This window comes from Polymorphospora rubra, assembly GCF_018324255.1.
Classification (GTDB): Bacteria; Actinomycetota; Actinomycetes; order Mycobacteriales; family Micromonosporaceae; genus Polymorphospora; species Polymorphospora rubra.
This window is the reverse complement of the sequence record NZ_AP023359.1, coordinates 7,922,891-7,941,329: the sequence shown is the minus strand read 5'-3', so window position 1 is coordinate 7,941,329 and position 18,439 is coordinate 7,922,891. Positions and strand designations below refer to the sequence as shown.

Below are 18,439 nucleotides of genomic sequence, written 5' to 3'. Positions count from 1 at the left end.
AAATCCACTGGGGATCGGATGGGACCGCGGTGTCCGGGACGCCGTGCGTCGCCGGTCTACCCGCCGTGCGTGGCGAGGAAGTCGGCCAGGACCTCGGTGTGGGTGGAGAAGGCGAGTTCGGTCGGTTCGGTGACGACCAGCCACTCGGTCGCCTCGGCGGTCGGCGCCGATGCCGGCAACCGGTCGGCCGGCTGCGGCGGCAGCACCCCGAAGATCAGGAGGGTGCCGCCGCTGGGGGCGCTGTGGACCGCGAACGGGCGTACCGTCTCGGCGGCGCCGATCAGGCCGGTCTCCTCGCGCAGTTCGCGGACCAGGGCGTCGCGCCAGTCCTCGCCGTGCTCGATGAACCCGCCGGGCAGGGCCAGCAGGCCGCGGGCCGGTTCGATGTCGCGGCGCTGCACCACGACGCCGAGGCCGTCGGCGGTCCGCACCGGCAGGACCGCGACCGCGACCGGGAGCGGGTTACGCCAGGTGGTCTGGGCGCAGGCCGCGCAGACCCGTGGCCACTGTGCCTCTGTCGGGTAGACGGATCCGCAGTACGAGCAGTGCGAGTGCAGAAGACCGGTCACGCCGCACGACGATACCGACGCCCGGCAAGGGGCGCCGGGACCGCCCGGGGTCACGGCAGGTCGGCGTACCGCTGCGGGATCGCGGCCTCGACCTGCGTGGTGAAGGCGGTGAACGGCGTGGCCAGTACGGTGCGGTTCGATGCCCGCCCGGTGTGCTTCCAGGTGCCGACCACCCGGCCGGCACTCACCACGGTCGGCTGGAACATGCCGTTGCGGCCGGGCACGATCCGGTCGGCGTGTTCGGCGGGTACGACGGCGGTCCGGTCGCCGTAGCCGAGGATGAACTCGTCGAAGCCGGGCAGCAGGAAGACGTCGCCGGCCTCGGCCCGCAGGGTGGCGAGCAGATCCGGGGTCTCCGGTGCCATCAGGTGTTCGGTCCCGTCGACCTCGATGGCGGCCAGTTCCGGGCGGGCGACCGCCAGCCCGGTCCGTACGTCGGTCGTCGTCAGCCCGGACCAGCGTACGAGGTCCTTGACCGTGGCCGGGCCGTGGCCGCGGAAGTAGCGCCGGGCCAGTTCGCCCAGCGCCTCGTCGCGGTCCGGTCGCGGCGACGGCGGGATCCACTCGTCGACGAGCACGATCTCCTGCTCGCCGCCGGACATCGGGCCGAAGCACAGCGTGCCGGTCAGCGCCAGGTGCGCCAGCAGGTGGTAGCCGCGTTGTCCGGTGGTGGCGACCCCGGCGCCGTCCCAGACCGCGAGCAGGTCGCGCCGGCCCAGCCGGCGGCCACCGGTCAGCGCCTCGACGGCCAGCGCACGGGCCCGTTCGACGACGGCCTCGGTGAGTTCGAGTTCGGCGCGCCGGGCCCTGGCCTGGGCGACCATCCGGGCCGAGGTCAGGTCCAGGATCCACCGCAGGTCGCCGGCCGCGACCAGGTGCAGCGTGCCGCGCATGGGCCAGGACCGGACGACGTCGCCCGCGTCGAGTGCGGCCTCCACCACCGCCAGGCTCCGGGCGGTCGTACGCAGCGCCACCGACGTGAGCGCACCCCGCAGGTCCTGGGCCTGTACGGCGGTCAGCCAGCCGACGACCTCGGCGGGGCCGGCCGGGCCGGGGCCGGCGAGCCGCTGCGCGGTGAGCCGGAGCAGGCCGATGTCGGGCGGTGTCGTCATCGCCCGATTGTCGCTTCCGGGGGCCGGCGTGTTCCGGGCGGGTGCGGCGGTCAGCCGGGCTTCGGCGCGGCGGGCACCGGTGCGGTCGGCGGCGTCGGCTCCTCGGGGACGACCTCGGACAGGTCCCGCAGCTTCGGGATCGGTGAGCGGATCACGAACACGACCGCGAAGATGGTGCCCAGCGCGGCGACCACCATCGTGGCGCGCAGCCCGATGAGGTCACCGAGCGCCCCGCCGGCGACGGCGCCGATGGCGGCGGTGCCGGTGACCGCGAACCGGTAGCCGGCGTTGGTCCGGCCGAGTACGTCGGAGGTGACCGACGCCTGCCGCAGGCTGATCGCCTGGATGTTGTAGACGACCAGGCCGGCGGCGTTGACCAGCAGTGCCGCGCCGATGACGACGGCGGCCAGCAGCCAGTGGCCGCCGGCCGCGGGGATCGCCAGCGGCGCCACGTTGGCGATCATGATCGAGACGATCAGGGTCGGGCCGAGCCCCCACCGGCGGCCCAGCCGGGCGGAGAGGGTGCTGCCGAGCAGGGCGCCGACACCCGACATGGTGAGCACGACGCCGATCACCGTCGGCGGCAGGTCGAGGCCGCGGGTCAGGTGCAGGATCAGCACCGCCCACAGCATCTGGTTGAACAGGTTGTAGACCGCCGCCTCGACGCCGAGCGCCCGCAGGTAGACGTTGCGCAGCAGCAGCCCCAGGCCGTGGCCGATCTGGGCGAACACCGACGGCCGCGGCCCGTCGTGCCCGGCCGGTGCCGGCTCGACCCGGCGGATGAACAACTGGGTGACCCCGGAGACCAGGAACGTCGCCGCGTTGACCGCGATCGCCACCGGCGCGGTCAGCGTGCCGACCAGCAGACCGGCCGCGCCCGGCCCGGTGAGCTGGGCGAAGGAGCGGCTGCCCTCCAGCCGCCCGTTCGCGTCGACGAGCTGGTCACGTTCCACGATGGACGGCAGGTAGGACTGGTAGGCCAGGTCGAACACCACGGTCAGCGAGGCGGACAGCAGGACCAGGACCATCAACAGCCAGACGTTCAGCCCGCCGAGCAGCGCGATGACCGGGATCAGGCCGATCAGCAGGGCCCGGCCGAGGTTGGTGCCGATGAGCAGCGGCAGCCGACGGGTCCGGTCGACCCACACCCCGACGAACAGGGTCAGCAGCAGGTACGGCGCGAACTGGGCCGCGTTGAGCGCACCCATCTGGAAGGCGGTGGCGTCCAGGGTCTCCGCCGCCAGCAGCGGTATGGCCACGATGGATATCTGGGTGCCCATCATGGACAGTGACTCGGCCGACCAGAACTTCATGAAGTCGGCGTCGCGCGACAACCGCCCGGGTCGCTTCTCCGGCTCCGGAGCGTCCACTGTCGGTCTCCTCGTCACCTGAGTTGTTCGCGCAGCAGCGGCAACACCTCGGCGCGCAGCTGCGTCGGCGAACCGAGCCACAGCGACTCGATCGCCGCCCGCCGATGGAACAGGTGGGCGTCATGGTCGTTGACCAGGCCGGACGCGCCCTGCACCTGCAATGCTTCGGTGGTCATCGTACGGGCCAGATCGGCGGCGGTGGCCAGACAGCGGGCGGCGGCGAACCGCGTGTCGCGCCCCTGGTCGGCGTCGCGGGCCGCGTCCCGGGTGAGCAGCCGGGCGGCGTCGAGATGGATGGACAGTTCGGCGAGCCGGAACGCGATCGCCTGGAACCGGCCGATCGGCTGTCCGAACTGCTGCCGCTCGCGGGCGTACGCCACCGCGAGGTCGTGCGCCCCCGGGCGAGTCCGACGAGATAGCCGGCCTGGCGGATCCGGGCCGCCGTCAGCGCGCGGCTCCACCCGGTCCCGTCAGCGGTCCAGACGGCTGGTGTGCCGGCGAGGCGTACGTGGTGGAGTTCGCCCTGGCCGAGTTCCTCGTGGCGGCGGATGCTGACGGTCGGATGGGCGCGGGGCACCAGCGCGATCCGGGGCCCGTCGTCGGTCGTGCCGACCACCAGCAGGTGGTCGACCTCGGTGGCGAAGCCGACGAACCGGCGCTCGGCGTGCACGCCCCCGGCCGGCCCGACGGTGAGGGCACCGGGTTCGGCCGGGCTCGCCGCCCCGTCGGCGCGTACGGCCAGCGCGACGCCGCCGTCGACGGGCAGGTCCCGCCGGCCGGCGTGGTGGAAGAGGTCGGCGGCGGTCAGGGTGTCCAGCAGCGGTCCCTGATAGAGGGCGCCACCCAACTGTTCGGCGACCGTGACCAGTTCCTCGTGGCCGCCGACCGGCGAGTCCGCGACCGGTGCCGGGCCGGCCCCGTCGGCAGCCGGACCGGCGGCGGGGTCCGGCGGCGGTCCGGTCAGCCCGAGCCCGACCAGGCCCTGCCAGATCATGGCCCGGATCGCCGGGTTGTCGTCCGTCGATCCGGTGTCCGGCCGGGGCCGGTAGGCCATCCGCCGCACCATCGCGGTCAGGTCGGGGTCGAGGAACTCCGCGAGCGCGTGCACCCGGGTCGTGGTCACCTGAGCAGCTCCAATCCCTGGGTCGCGATGACGTACAGCATGATCTGCGAGGTGCCGGCGGCGAGGGTGAGTCCGGGCGCCTCGCGGTAGGCGGCGTCGACGATGCCGTCGACCGGGGCGTCGGCGTCGCGGGCGTCGAGCACGCCGTCGAGGCCGGTGAACTCCGGCGCCAGTACGGCCAGTTCCTTGAACACCTCGGTCGCGTGCCACTTGGCCGTCGACGACTGCACGTCGTCGGCGCGCCCGTCGACCAGGTTCGTGACGCACCGCCAGGCGAGCAGTCGGGCCGCCCGCACCCGCGCGGTCAGGTCGAGCAGGCGGTGGGCGTACGCCGGGTCGTCGAGCCGGCCCGTCGCGGCGGCGTGCCGCAGCACCGCGTCGAGCAGTCGTTGGGCCTTGGCCGCCGTGTCGACGCCGGTGCGTTCCAGGCCCAGGAACCGGTTGACCGTCTGCCAGCCCTCGTCGACCTCGCCGAGTACGTCGTCGGCACCCACCCGGACGCCGTCGAGCGTGACGTCGATCATCCGGTCCTCGGTCAGGTTCCACATCGGACGCATCGTGACCGCGAGGTTCTTCAGCGGCACCAGGAACAGCGTGATCCCGTGGTATTTCACGCCGGTGTCGGTGGTCCGGGCGGCGGTCACCGCGAAGTCCGCGAACTGCGTCTTCATGCTGAAGATCTTGCGGCCGAAGAGCCGCCAGCCGCCGTCGCCGTCGGGCTCGGCGCGGGTCCGCAACGAGCTGAGGTCCGAGCCGACCCCGGGCTCGCTGAACAGCACCGCGGCGGACGTCTCGCCGCGGGCCAGGCCGGGCAGCAGCCGGTCGCGCTGCGCGTCGGTGCCGAGCAGTTTGATGGCGAGCCCGACGATGTCGATGCTCAGCCCGTGTGTCACGTCCGGCACCCCGTGCCGGACCAGTTCCTCGGTGAGAATCGCCTTCTCCACCATGGTGGCGCCCAGGCCGCCGTGTTCCGGCGCCCAGTTGGGGGCCAGCCAGCCGCGTTCGCCGAGCCGGCGGTAGACGTCGAGCAGTTCCGGTTCCTCGCCGGCGGGCAGCCGGCGGCAGCGGGCCACCGACCCGGCCACGTCCTCCTCGCACAGCAGGGCGCACACCTCGGCCCGGAACTTGTCCTGTTCCGGGGTGAACAACGGCATCATTCGGCACCTCCGGGTCGGCCTGGTCGAGACCCGCGCGCAGGTCGCGCGCCAGCTCCGGCAGGTTGGGCGGCTGCAACATCGTGTAGTGGTCGCCCGGCACCACCCGCCGGTCCAGCCCGCCGGGCACCACCGCCCGCCACCGGTCCAGGTCGTCGGTGGCCTCGTCGGCCGCGCTGAGCAGCAGCACCCGGCCCGCGTACGGCCGTGGCCGGTACCGCAGGAGCGCCCGGTAGTTGGCGACGAAGACCCGTACCCGGGTGGTGAGTTCGTCGGCGAGCCCGCCGGGGACCAGGTCGGCGACGGCGGCGACGACCGCCGCGACCTGCTCCGGCTCCGGCCGGGCGCGCAGCGTCCCGAGATCGACCGCCGGTGGTCGCGTACGGGCGATGCCGGCGAGGTCGCGGACGAACCAGGTGAGCAGTTCCGCGTGGTCCGGGTCGTACGACCCGTCCGACAGGCCGGTGTCCAGGGCGGCGACCAGCGCCACCCGCTGCCCCTGCGCCCGCAGCTGGTGGGCCATCTCCAGGGCGATTGCGCCACCGAGAGACCAGCCGCCCACGTGGTACGGCCCGTCCGGCTGCCGCTGCCGGACCGCCGCGACATAGGCCGCCGCCGTCTCCACCAGCGACGTGGTGGGCGGCCCGCCGTGCAGGGCCGGGTCCTCCAGTCCGTAGAACGGCCGGTCCGGGCCGAGCAGCGCCGCGAGCCGGACGTACGGTGCCACCGAGCCGCCGACCGGGTGGACGAAGAACAGCGGCGGCCGGCTGCCGGTGGCGACGATCGGCACCAGCGGGCTCGCCGGCCCCGGCGCGCGGTCATTGGTCCGGGCCAGGGCGCCGGCCATCGCCTCCAGGGTCGGCGCGGCGTAGAGGCTGCGCGGATCGAGGCCGACGTCGAAGACCCGCCGCGCCTCGGCGGCCAGCCGCACCAGGTCGAGCGAGTTGCCGCCCAGGTCGAAGAAGTTGTCCCGCACGCCGATCCGGTCGGCGGAGATCCGGTCGGTGCCCAGCACCCCGGCCCAGATCTCGGTGAGGCCCCGTTCGGTCGGGTCGCGCGGGGCGAGGTATTCGGCGCCGATCTCGTGCCGTGGCTCCGGCAGCGCCTTCCGGTTGGTCTTGCCGTTGCCGGTCAGCGGTATCGCCTCCAGCCGGACCAGGATCGCCGGCACCATGTAGGCCGGCAGCCGCGCCGCCAGGTACGACCGCAGCGCCGTTTCGTCGTGGTCGGCCCCGACGACGTACGCGACCAGCCGCGGGTTGCCCGCGTCGCCGCGTACGACGACGACGGCGTCGGTGACGCTCGGATGGCCGGTCAGCACGGCCTCGATCTCGCCGAGTTCGACCCGGAAGCCGCGGATCTTCACCTGCTGGTCGGCGCGGCCCAGGTATTCCAGCGTCCCGTCGGCCCGCCAGCGCGCCAGGTCGCCGCTGCGGTAGAAGCGCCCGTTCTCGGCCGGCACGAACCGCTGCGCCGTCAGCTCGGGCCGACCGAGATAGCCGTACGCGACGCCGGGGCCGCCGACGAGCAGTTCGCCCCACACCCCGATCGGGGCCAGCCGGTCGGCGGTGTCGACGACCCGCAGCGGCAGGTCCGGGATCGCCACCCCGATCGGGCTCGCGGAGCGGGCCAGCAGCTCCCGGGACAGCACCTGGTAGGTGGTGTGCACGGTGGTCTCGGTGATGCCGTACATGTTGACCAGCCGGGGCCGGTCCTCGCCGTGCCGGTCGAACCAGCGCAGCACCGAGTCGACGTCCAGCGCCTCGCCCGCGAAGATCACGGTACGCAGCGCCAGCTCGTCCGACGGCCCGCCCCACTCCTCGTCCGCGGCGACGAGCTGCCGGAACGCCGCCGGGGTCTGGCCGAGCACGGTGACCCGTTCCCGGCGCAGCAGCTCGTGGAACCGCTCCGGCGAGCGGGTCTCCCAGTACGGCACCACGACCAGCCGGCCGCCGTACAGCAGCGACCCCCACAGCTCCCACACCGAGACGTCGAACGCCGCCGAGTGGAACAGCGTCCACACGTCGTCCGGGCCGAAGCCGTACCAGTGCGCGGTGCCGCGCAGCAGCCGTACGACGTTGCGGTGCGGGATCATCACCGCCTTCGGCCGGCCGGTGGAGCCGGAGGTGTAGATCAGGTAGGCCAGGTCGGCGCCGCTGACCGGGGCGACCGGCCCCTCCTCGTCCGGCAGGTCCGCAACGGACACCCTCCGGTGTTCGTCGGGCAGTTCCGTGTCGGGCAGTGTCAGCACCGCCTTGACACCGGCGTCGGCGAGGATGTGGGCCATGCGTTCGGCCGGCTGGTCGGGGTCGACCGGCACGTACGCCGCCCCGGTGCGCAGGATGCCGAGGATGCCGGTCACCAGGTCGGCGGTACGCGGCAGGCAGACCGCGACGAGGTCGCCCGGTCCGGTGCCGAGTTCCGCCAGCCGCGCCGCCACCCGGCCGGCCTGCCGGTCGGCCTCCCGGTAGGTGAGCCGGGTGTCGCCGGCGCTGATCGCGACGTTGTCGGGGGTGCGCCGGACCTGGTCGGCGAAGAGCTGGTAGAGGGATTCGTCGGCGGGGAAGTCGGCCCGCTTCGCCCCCCAGCCGGCGAGGGCCGCCCGTTCGGCGGCGGACAGCAGGTCGAGGTCGCCGATCCGGCCGTCGGGCGCGTCGACCGCCTGCGCGTAGACGGCGGCGAGGTGGTCGAGCAGCCGGTCGATCCGGTCGGCGTCGAACAGTTCGGTGGAGTATTCGACGTTGAGGTCGACGCCACCCTCGCCGGGGTCGGCGGCGGAGATCGCCAGGTCGAACCGGGCCCGGTCCCAGTCGAAGCCGACCGGTTCGACGGTGGTGCCGCCCAGCCTCAGTTCCCCGCCGGTGACCCCGCTGGTCTGGAGCGTGAACGACACCTGGAATAGCGGGTTGCGGCCCGGTACGCGCTCCGGCCGCAGCGTGTCGACCAGGGTGCCGAACGGCACGTCCTGGTGCGCGGTCGCGCCGAGCACGGTGTCCCGGCAGCGGTGCACCAGCTCCCGGAAGGTCGGGTCGCCGGTGACGTCGGTGCGCAGCACCAGGGTGTTGGCGAAATAGCCGACGAGCGGTTCGATCTCCGATCGGGTCCGGCCGGAGAACACCGATCCGACCACGAGATCGTCCTGCCCGGTGTGCCGGTTGAGCACCACCAGGAAGCCGGCCAGCAGCACCGCCAGGAACGAGGTCTGCTCGGCGCGGGCCAGGTCCCGCAGCCGGCCGGCAAGGTCCGCCGGCACGTTTCGGTTGGCCAGCGCGCCGGCACCGGCCGGCTGGGCGGGCCGGGGCCGGTCGGTCGGGAACTCGAGTTCGGGCAGGTCGGCGAGGCGCTGCCGCCAGTAGCCGAGCTGCTGGGCGAGCAGGGCGCCGTCGAGGGTGCGCCGCTGCCAGGCGGCGTGGTCGGCGGGCTGGACCGCGAGCGGGGCCAGCGCGGCGGTGCCGCCGGTCCGGGCGGCCTCGTAGAACACCGGTAGTTCGGCGGTGACGACACCGACCGACCAGCCGTCGGCGATGATGTGGTGCAGCACGATCAGCAGCACGTGGTCGTCGTCGGCCAGCCGGGCCAGCGACGTCCGCAGGCCGGACCCCGCACCGAGGTCGAAGGGGCGCCGGGCCTGGTCGGCGATCCAGCCGGCGAGCCCGGCCGGGTCCGTGCCGGTGACCGGCAGGGGCCAGCCGTCGGGTGGCGGGTCGATCACCTGGTGGGGTACGCCGTCGCTGGCGACGAACCGGGTCCGCAACGCCTCGTGCCGGCCGACCAGCCCGGCCAGTGCGCCGCGCAGCGCGGCCACGTCGAGGTCGCCGCGCAGCCGCAACACGATCGGGATGTGATAGACCGGCGAGTCCGGGTCGAGCTGGTGCAGGAACCACAGCCCCTGCTGCTGGTGCGACACGGGCCGGGCGCCGTCGAGGTCCACCGGGCCGATCCGGTCGGTGGTGGCGACCTCACCGCCGTCGACCAGTTTGCCGAGCTGTTCCAGGGTCGGGTGGACGAAGAGCTGGCGCGGGTCGACGCTGACGCCGAAGCCGTCCCGGATCCGGGAGATGAGCTGGGTGGCCTGCAACGAGTTGCCGCCGAGGTTGAAGAAGCTGTCGTGCACCCCGACCGATCCGGCGTCGACGTCGAGCAGCCCCTGCCAGATCTGGGCGAGCCGCCGTTCGGTGTCGGTTTCCGGCGGGGCGTCGCGACCGTCGCCGACCGGTTCGGGGACCGGCAGCCGGGCCTCGTCGACCTTGCCCGACGCGGTCAGCGGCAACTCGGTCATCGTCACCACCGTGGCCGGCACCATGTGCAGCGGCAGCCGGTCGGCGAGGTAGCCGCGCAGTTCCCCGTCGCGTACCTCCTGCCCGGCCCCGGGTACGACGTACGCGGCGAGGAACGCCCGGGGGGTGCCCGGTTCGCGGACGACGACGGTGCAGTGCCGGATCGCCGGATGCCCGTTGACCACGTGCTCGATCTCGCCGAGTTCGATGCGTAGTCCGCGGATCTTGACTTGGCGGTCGACGCGGCCGACGAATTCGATGTTGCCGTCGGGGCGCCAGCGTACGACGTCGCCGGTGGCGTACATGCGGGTGCCGGGTTGGGTGGTGAAGGGGTCGGGGAGGAATTTCTCGGCGGTGAGGTCGGTGCGGCCGAGGTAGCCGTGGGCGAGTCCGTCGCCGGCCATGTACAGCTCGCCGGGCACCCCGATCGGCACCGGCCGTAGCCGCCGGTCCAGCACGTAGGCCCGCTGGTTGCCCATCGCCCGGCCGATCGGCGGCTGCCCGGTCAGCGGCTCGTCCGGGCAGCGGTAGTCGGTGCAGGTGATCGTGACCTCGGTCGGCCCGTACCCGTTGTGGAACTCCAGGCCCGGCCGCTGCCACCGGTTCACCAGCTCCGGTCCGTACGCCTCCATGCCGATGAACAGCACCCGCAGATCGACCAGCGGCCCGGGGTCGAGCAGCCGCAGCACCGCCGGCGGGATGTCGCCGAACGTGATCCGCTCCTCGCGCATCAGTGTCTGCAGCCGGTCCGGGTCGAGCAACGTGCCGCGCGGGGCGCCGACGACCGTCGCGCCGCAGGCCAGCGTGGCGAAGAAGTCGGAGACGCTGACGTCGAAGGTGGGGTTCGCCAGTTGCAGCACCCGGTCGCCGGGGCCGAGACGGAAGACGTCGCGCATGTTGCGGCAGAAGTTGACGATGGCGCGGTGGGGGACCATGACGCCTTTGGGTCGTCCGGTGGAGCCGCTGGTGTAGATGACGTAGGCGGTGTCTTCGGGGTGGGTGTCGACTGTGGGGGTGTGGTGGGTTGGGTGTCGAGGGTGTCGGTGTCGAGGGTGATGGTGTGGATGTGGTGGGGGAGTCGGTGGGCGAGGTCGGTGGTGGTGACGACGGTGGTGATGTGTGCGTCGTGGAGTTGGTAGGCGAGTCGGTCGTCGGGGTATTGGGGGTCGAGGGCGAGCCAGGCGGAGCCGGCTTTGAGGATGCCGAGTTCGGCGACGGGTAGGTGGAGTCCGCGGTCGAGTAGGAGTGCGGTGACGGTGCCGGGTCGGGTGCCGGTGTGGGTGAGGTGGTGGGCGAGTTGGTTGGCGCGGTGGTCGAGGTCGCGGTAGGTGAGTTCGGTGTTCTCGAAGCGCATGGCGGTGTGGTCGGGGTGTGTGGTGGCGCGTTCGGTGACGAGTTCGTGTAGCAGGGTGGCGGGGCGTGGCAGGGGTGTCGGGTTCCAGCCGGTGAGCACCGATGACAGTTCCGCGTCCGGCAACAGCGCCAGGTCGCCGATCCGGGTGTCCGGCTCGGCCAGCGCCTCGCGCAGGACCACCTCGAAGTGCTCCACCAGCCGGTCGATCCGGTCGGCGTCGAACAGTTCGGTGGAATACTCCACCAGCGCGTCGATCCCGCCGCCCGGCTTCTCCACCACGGCGAACGCGATGTCGAACCGGGCCCGGTTCCAGTCGATGTCGACCGGGCGGACCGCGAGGTCGCCGAGCCGGAAGTCGCCGGTCATCCCGGCCGCCTGCAACGTGAAACTGACCTGGAACAGCGGGTTGCGGCCCGGCGAGCGCTCCGGGTTCAGCGCGTCGACCACCAGCCCGAACGGCACCTCCTGGTGCGCGGTCGCGCCCAGCACCGTGGCATTGCACCGCCCCACCAGCTCCCGGAAGGTCGGGTCACCGGCGACGTCGGTACGCAGCACCAGGGCGTTCGCGAAGTAGCCGACCAGGGGCTCGGTCTCCGACCTCGTACGCCCCGAGAACACCGAGCCGACCGCCAGGTCCCGCTGCCCGGTGTAGCGCTCCAGCACCACCAGGAAACCGGCGAGCAGCACGGCCAGCAGCGACGCCCGCTCGCCCAGCGCCAGCTCCCGAGACGCCACCGCGACCCGGTCGGACAGCGCCTGCCGCATCAGCGCGCCGGCGCCCTTCGGCTGTGCCGGATGCGGCCGGTCGGTCGGGAAGTCCAGTGCCGGCAGGTCCCGCAGATTGTCGCGCCAGAAGTCGAGTTGGCGCTCCAACCGGGCGCCGGTCAGCCAGCGGCGTTGCCAGGCGGCGTGGTCGGCCGGCTGGATCGCGAGCGGCGGCAGTGCCGCGGTCCGGCCGGCGCGGGCGGCGTCGTACAGTTCGGCCAACTCGGCGGTGAGCAGCCCGACCGACCAGCCGTCGGCGACGATATGGTGCACCACCAGCAGCAGCACGTGCTCGTCGTCGGCGAGCCGGGCCAGCCACGTGCGCAGCATCGGCCCCCGCTCCAGGTCGCCGGGGCGCTGCACCAGGTCGTTGACCCACCCGTCGAGGTGGGCCTCGTCGAGGTCGGTGACCGGCACCGGCCAGTCGTCCGGCGCCGGGTCGACCACCTGGTACGGCACACCGTCCCGGCTGCCGAACCGGGTCCGCAACCCCTCGTGCCGCCCGACCAGGGCGGCCAGCGCCCCGCGCAGCGCGTCGACGTCGAGGGCGCCACGCAGCCGCAGGGCGAAGATCACGTGGTAGACCGGCGAGGTCGGGTCGAGCTGGTGCAGGATCCAGAGCCCCTCCTGGAGGTGCGAGACCGGGAGCGTCCCCCCGTCGCGCGGCATCGGCGTGATCCGTTCCTGCTCCGCCTCCAGCGCCCGGCGCTGTTTGAGCCGCAGTTCGAGCAGTGCCCGCCGCTTCTGGTCGATCGAGCTGGTCATGTCGCGCTCCAGAGGGTCAGCCGGCTCCGCCGAGCAACTTTTGGATCTCCGCGTCGGACAGGCCGGCGATCTCCGCCTCCAGCGCGTCGAGTTCGGCCGCGTCGAGCTGCGGCCGCGCCGCCTCGTCGATCTGGGCGGCGAGCCGTTCGAGGGTCGGATGGGTGAAGATCTGCCGGGCCTCGATGGTGATCTGGAAGGCGTCCCGGACCCGGGAGATGATCTGGGTGGCCTGGAGCGAGTTGCCGCCCAGGTCGAAGAAGTTGTCGCCGGTGCCGATCCGGTCGGCGTCGATCCGGTCCAGGATGCCGGCCCAGATCGCGGCGAGCGTCTTCTCCGTGGGGGTGGTCGGCGGGGTGAAGCCGGCACCGATCTCGTGCCGGGGTTCGGGCAACGCCCGGCGGTCGGTCTTGCCGTTGCCGGTCAGCGGGATGGCGTCGAGCCGGACCAGGTGGGCCGGCACCATGTACGCCGGCAGCCGGGCGGCCAGGTGTGTCCGGAGTGCGGCCTCGTCGTACCCGGTGCCGACGACGTAGCCGACCAGCAGCGGATTGTCCGCCTCGCCGCGTACGACGACGACGGCGTCGGTGACTTCCGGATGCGCGGTCAGCGCGGCCTCGATCTCGCCGAGTTCGATCCGGAAGCCGCGGATCTTCACCTGCTGGTCGGCGCGGCCGAGGTATTCCAGGGTGCCGTCGGCGAGCCAGCGCGCCAGGTCACCGCTGCGGTACAGCCGGTCGCCGTCGGCGGGTACGAACCGTTGCGCGGTCAGTTCGGGCCGGCCCAGGTAGCCGTAGCTGACGGCGGGGCCGCCGACGAGCAGTTCGCCCCACACCCCGATCGGCGCGAGCCGGCCGGCGGCGTCGACGACGCGGACCGGCATGTCGGGGATGGCGACCCCGATCGGGCCGGCGCACCGGGCCAGCAGTTCCCGGGACAGGACCTGGTAGGTGACGTGGACGGTGGTCTCGGTGATGCCGTACATGTTGATCAGGCGGGGGTGTTCCTCGCCGTGCCGGTCGAACCAGCGCAGCACCGAGTCGGGGTCGAGGGCCTCACCGACCAGTACGACCGCCCGCAGCGCCAGTTCCCCCCGGCTCGCCCGCCGCTCGTCGACCGCCACCAGTTGGCGGAACGCGGCCGGGGTCTGTTCCAGCACGGTCACCCGTTCCTGGCGCAGCAGTTCGTGGAACCGCTCCGGTGAGCGGGAGACCCAGTACGGGACCACGACCAGCCGGCCGCCGTAGAGCAGCGCCCCCCACAACTCCCAGACGGAGGCGTCGAAGGCCGCGGAGTGGAACAGCGGGTGTACGTCGGTTTCGTCGAACCGGTACCAGTCGTCGGTGGCGCGCATCAGCCGTACGACGTTGCGGTGCGGGATCATCACCGCCTTCGGCCGGCCGGTGGAGCCGGAGGTGTAGATCAGGTACGCGAGGTCGGCGCCGGCGACGTCGGCCACCGGCCCCTGTTCGTCGGGCAGGTCCTCGGGCACCACCCGGGTGTGGTCGCCCGCCGGCAGGTCGGCGTCGGCCGGTGCCAGCACCACCCGGACGCCCGCGTCGCCGAGGATGAGGGCCATGCGTTCGGCGGGCTGGTCGGGGTCGACCGGCACGTACGCCGCCCCGGCGCGCAGGATGCCGAGGATCCCGGCGACGAGGTCGGCCGTACGCGGCAGGCAGACCGCGACCAGGTCGCCCGGTTGGACGCCGAGGGCGGCCAGCCGGGCGGCGACCCGCCCGGCGCGGGCCTCGAGCTCCCGGTACGTCCAGTGGATGTCGCCGGCGGTGACGGCGACGTTGTCCGGGGTGCGCCGGACCTGGTCGGCGAAGAGCCGGTAGAGGGATTCGTCGGCGGGGAAGTCGGCGCGGGCGGCTCCCCACGCCGTCAGGGTCGCCCGCTCGTCCGCGCCCAGCGGGTCCAGTTCGCCGATCGGGTCGTCGGGGGCGTCGACCGCCTGCGCGTAGACGGCGACCAGGTGGTCGAGCAGCCGGCCGACCCGGTCGGCGTCGAACAGTTCGGTCGAGAACCCGGCGTGCAGCCCGAGGCCGCCGTCGGTGTCGACCACGACGATCTCGAGGTCCGGTCCGGCCCGATCCGGTTCGCCGGCGGCCAGGGCCGGGGTACCGTCACCGGCCGCGCCGAAGCCGATCTGGAAGAGCGGGTGGCGGCCGGACACGTGGTCCGGGGCGAGCGCGGCGACCAGGGTGCCGAACGGCACGTCCCGGTGCGCGGCCGCGCCGAGCACGGTGTCCCGGCAGCGGTGCACCAGCTCCTGGAAGGTCGGATCACCGGACAGGTCGGTACGCAGCACGACCGGGTCGGGCCCGGCCGACCCGATCACCAGGTCGTCCTGCCCGGTGTGCCGGTTGACCACGACCAGGAACCCGGCGAGCAGCGCGGCGTCGAACGAGGACGGCTCCGTCCCCGCCAGCCGCCGCAGCCCGCCGGCCAGGGCGTCCGGGAGTTCCCGGGTCGCCCCCGCGCGGGCGCCGGTGGGCCGCGCCGGCCGTGGCCGGTCGGTCGGGAACTCCAGTTCGGGCGCGTCGGCCAGCCGTTGCCGCCACCAGGCGAGTTGCCGGCCCTGCGAATCGGTCATGTCGTGCTCCAGGGGGTCAGCCGGCTCCGCCGAGCAACTTGTCGATCTCCTCTTCGGACAGGCCGGCGATCTCCGCCTCGAGCGCGTCGAGTTCGGCCGCGTCCAACTGCGGCTGCGCCGCCTCGTCGATCTGGGCGGCGAGCTGCTCGAGGGTCGGATGGGTGAAGATCTGGCGGGCCTCGAGGGTCACCTGGAACCGGTCCCGGATCCGGGAGATGAGCTGGGTGGCCTGGAGCGAGTTCCCGCCCAACCCGAAGAAGCTGTCGGCGGCCCCGATCCGCTCCGCGCCGAGCAGGGTCCGCCACACGTCGGCGAGCTGACGCTGCGTCTCGGTCGCCGGCTCGGCGAACCCGCTGCGGTCCGGGGTCGGGTCGGGCAGGCGCCGGTGGTCGACCTTGCCGGTCGGGCTGAGCGGCAGTTCGGCCAGGGTGAGCAGCGCCGACGGCACCATGTGCAGGGGCAGCCGGTCGGACAGGAACCGGCGTACCTCGTCCAGGTCGAGGTCCTGCCCGGCCTCCGGTACGACGTACCCGGCGAGGTAGGCGTCCGGGGTGCCGGGGTCGCGTACGGTCACCACACCCTGCCGTACGCCGGCGTGGTCGGCGAGCACGTGCTCGATCTCGCCGAGTTCGATGCGTAGTCCGCGGATCTTGACTTGGCGGTCGACGCGGCCGACGAATTCGATGTTGCCGTCGGGGCGCCAGCGTACGACGTCGCCGGTGGCGTACATGCGGGTGCCGGGTTGGGTGGTGAAGGGGTCGGGGAGGAATTTCTCGGCGGTGAGGTCGGTGCGGCCGAGGTAGCCGTGGGCGAGTCCGTCGCCGGCCATGTACAGCTCGCCGGGTATGCCGATGGGGGCGGGGCGCAGGTTGCGGTCGAGGACGTAGGCCCGCTGGTTGTCCATCGCCCGGCCGATCGGCGGCGCGGCGTCCAGGTTCTCGCTGGGGCACAGGTAGTCGGTGCAGGTGACGGTGACCTCGGTGGGCCCGTACCCGTTGTGGAACTCGCGACCGGGCCGCCGCCACCGGTTCACCAGCGTGGCGGGGAACGGCTCCATGCCGATGAACAGCGCCCGCAGGTCGACCAGCGGCTCGGGGTCGAGCAGCCGCAGCACCGCCGGCGGGATGTCGATGAAGGTGATCCGCTCGTCGCGCATCAGCGTCTGCAGCCGGTCGGGGTCGAGCAGCGTGGCCCGCGGCGCGCCGACCAGGGTCGCCCCGGTGGTGAAGGTGGTGAAGAAGTCGGAGACGCTGACGTCGAACGACGGGTTGGAGAACTGGAGCACCCGGTCGCCGGGGCCGAGGTTGAACAGTTCGCGCATGTTGCGGCAGAAGTTGACGATGGCGCGGTGGGGGACCATGACGCCTTTGGGGCGTCCGGTGGAGCCGCTGGTGTAGATGACGTAGGCGGTGTCTTCGGGGTGGATATCTGTTGTGGGTGGTGTGGTGGGTTGGGTGTCGAGGGTGTCGGTGTCGAGGGTGATGGTGTGGATGTGGTGGGGGAGTCGGTGGGCGAGGTCGGTGGTGGTGACGACGGTGGTGATATGTGCGTCGTGGAGTTGGTAGGCGAGTCGGTCGTCGGGGTATTGGGGGTCGAGGGCGAGCCAGGCGGAGCCGGCTTTGAGGATGCCGAGTTCGGCGACGGGTAGGTGGAGTCCGCGGTCGAGTAGGAGTGCGGTGACGGTGCCGGGTCGGGTGCCGGTGTGGGTGAGGTGGTGGGCGAGTTGGTTGGCGCGGTGGTCGAGGTCGCGGTAGGTGAGTTCGGTGTTCTCGAAGCGCATGGCGGTGTGGTCGGGGTGTGTGGTGGCGCGTTCGGTGACGAGTTCGTGTAGCAGGGTGGCGGGGCGTGGCAGGGGTGTCGGGTTCCAGGTGGTCAGCACCGACGACAGCTCCGCGTCCGGCAACAGCGCCAGGTCGTCGACCCGGACGGTCGGGTCGACCAGCGCCTCGGCGAGCACCGCGGTGAAGTGGTCGACCAGCCGGTGCGCCCGGTCGGCGTCGATCGTCTCGGTGGAGTGCTCCACCCACAGCCGCAGCTCGCCGTCCACACCGTCGAACAACATGAACGTCAGGTCGAACCGGGACGTGCCGACGTGCACCGGCACCCGCTCCACCGCGAGGTCGCCGAGCCGGAACCGGGTCGCCATGGTGGCACCGGTGAGCGCGATGCAGACCTGGAAGAGCGGGTTGCGGCCGGCCACCCGCTCGGGCTTGAGCGCGTCGACCACCGCCCCGAACGGCACGTCCTGGTTGGAGATGCTGTCGAGGACCGTCTCGTTGCAACGGCGGACGAGGTCGCCGAAGGTCGGGTTGTCGCCGACGGCGGCGCGCAGCACCACCATGTTGGCGAAGTAACCGACCAGCGGCTCGATCTCCGAGCGGGTGTGCCCGTGCAGCACGCCACCGATGGCGATGTCGTCCTGTCCGCTGTAGCGCCGCAGCACCGCCAGATAGGCGGCGTACAGCACGGCGAGCAACCCCACCCCGTGGTCGCGCGTGAACGCGCGGGCCGCCTTGGCGATGTCGGACGGCAGCGTGACGTTGAAGTCCGCGCCGGCACCGGTGGGCGTCGCCGACGGCGGCCGGTCGAGCGGGAAGTCGAGATCCTCGGCGCCGTCGAGCCGCTCGCGCCAGTAGGCGAGCTGCTTCTCGCCGACCTCCTCGGCCAGCCAACGCCGCTGCCAGGCCGCGTGGTCGGCCGGTTGGATCGGCAGGTCCGGCAGGTCGAGCGTCCGGCCGGTGACGGCGGCGTCGTAGCGGTCGGCCAGTTCGGCGGTGATCAGACCGACCGACCAGCCGTCGATGATGATGTGGTGCATCAGCAGGAGCAGCACGTGGTCGTCGGGCGCGATCCGCAGCAGCGGCGTCCGCAGCATCGGGCCGGTCTCGAGGTCGAACGGCACCCTCGCCTGCTCCTGGACCCACTCGTGGACCGACCGGCCGCCGGCCTCGACGACCGGCAGCGGCCAGTCGTCCGGCGCCGGGTCGATCACCTGGTACGGCACCCCGTGGTCGTTGCCGAACCGGGTGCGCAGCCCCTCGTGCCGTACGACGAGCCCGCGTAGCGACTCGCGCAGTGCCGTCAGGTCGAGGGCGCCGCGCAGCCGCAGCGCGAACGGCTGGTTGTAGGCCGGGGACTTCGGCGTGAGCTGCTGCACGAACCACAGGTAGCGCTGCTGCTCCGAGACGGCCATCTTCTCCTCGCGCGGTATCGGCACGATGCGTTGCCGCTGTGCCTTCTCCGCCAGCCGCTGCCGGATCTTCATCTCCAGCAACGCGCGCTTGATCTCGCCCGGGTCCCGCACACCCGACGTCATCTCGTGCCCCTTCCGTGCCTGTGCTGTCCGTTGCGTCGGGT

Annotated in this window: 7 protein-coding genes and 2 pseudogenes; all 9 read right to left on the bottom strand. The window is 72.8% G+C overall.

The genetic code is table 11. The features are described 5' to 3' along the window. Positions 1–56 precede the first annotated feature (56 nt). The gene (locus Prubr_RS34785; protein WP_212819766.1) at positions 57–569 is read right to left on the bottom strand and encodes an NUDIX domain-containing protein; all 513 of its coding nucleotides are present in this window, start codon (positions 567–569) and stop codon (positions 57–59) included. Positions 570–619: 50 nt separating this feature from the next. Beyond that, positions 620–1,681, bottom strand: coding sequence for a winged helix DNA-binding domain-containing protein (locus Prubr_RS34780; protein ID WP_212819764.1), 1,062 nt, complete (start codon positions 1,679–1,681; stop codon positions 620–622). A gap of 50 nt (positions 1,682–1,731) precedes the next feature. Next, positions 1,732–3,051, bottom strand: coding sequence for an MFS transporter (locus Prubr_RS34775; protein WP_212819762.1), 1,320 nt, complete (start codon positions 3,049–3,051; stop codon positions 1,732–1,734). A gap of 14 nt (positions 3,052–3,065) precedes the next feature. Beyond that, the gene (locus tag Prubr_RS37515; RefSeq protein WP_246568073.1) at positions 3,066–3,431 is read right to left on the bottom strand and encodes an acyl-CoA dehydrogenase family protein; all 366 of its coding nucleotides are present in this window, start codon (positions 3,429–3,431) and stop codon (positions 3,066–3,068) included. A gap of 739 nt (positions 3,432–4,170) precedes the next feature. Beyond that, on the bottom strand, positions 4,171–5,328 hold the full coding sequence (locus Prubr_RS38490; protein WP_344141877.1) for an acyl-CoA dehydrogenase family protein: 1,158 nt from the start codon (positions 5,326–5,328) through the stop codon (positions 4,171–4,173). A gap of 46 nt (positions 5,329–5,374) precedes the next feature. Continuing rightward, positions 5,375–9,607 (bottom strand): annotated as a pseudogene (locus Prubr_RS37510) (amino acid adenylation domain-containing protein); the annotation flags it as partial. Continuing rightward, positions 9,587–12,393 (bottom strand): annotated as a pseudogene (locus tag Prubr_RS38060) (non-ribosomal peptide synthetase); the annotation flags it as partial. The pseudogenes Prubr_RS37510 and Prubr_RS38060, both read right to left, overlap by 21 nt. A 112-nt stretch (positions 12,394–12,505) precedes the next feature. After that, a complete protein-coding gene (locus tag Prubr_RS34760) occupies positions 12,506–15,082 on the bottom strand; it encodes a non-ribosomal peptide synthetase (protein WP_212819758.1) in 2,577 nt (858 codons plus the stop codon). A 16-nt stretch (positions 15,083–15,098) separates the two neighbouring features. After that, positions 15,099–18,398 (bottom strand): non-ribosomal peptide synthetase, encoded by a 3,300-nt coding sequence (locus Prubr_RS34755; RefSeq protein WP_212819755.1) that lies wholly within the window; start codon positions 18,396–18,398, stop codon positions 15,099–15,101. Positions 18,399–18,439 lie beyond the last annotated feature (41 nt).

Bases quoted from the DNA above. Each gene is read 5' to 3' on its own strand.
- Prubr_RS34780 (WP_212819764.1), bottom strand. From the start codon at position 1,681: ATGACGACACCGCCCGACATCGGCCTGCTCCGGCTCACCGCGCAGCGG.
- Prubr_RS34755 (WP_212819755.1), bottom strand. From the start codon at position 18,398: ATGACGTCGGGTGTGCGGGACCCGGGCGAGATCAAGCGCGCGTTGCTG.
- Prubr_RS34760 (WP_212819758.1), bottom strand. From the start codon at position 15,082: ATGACCGATTCGCAGGGCCGGCAACTCGCCTGGTGGCGGCAACGGCTG.
- Prubr_RS38490 (WP_344141877.1), bottom strand. From the start codon at position 5,328: ATGCCGTTGTTCACCCCGGAACAGGACAAGTTCCGGGCCGAGGTGTGC.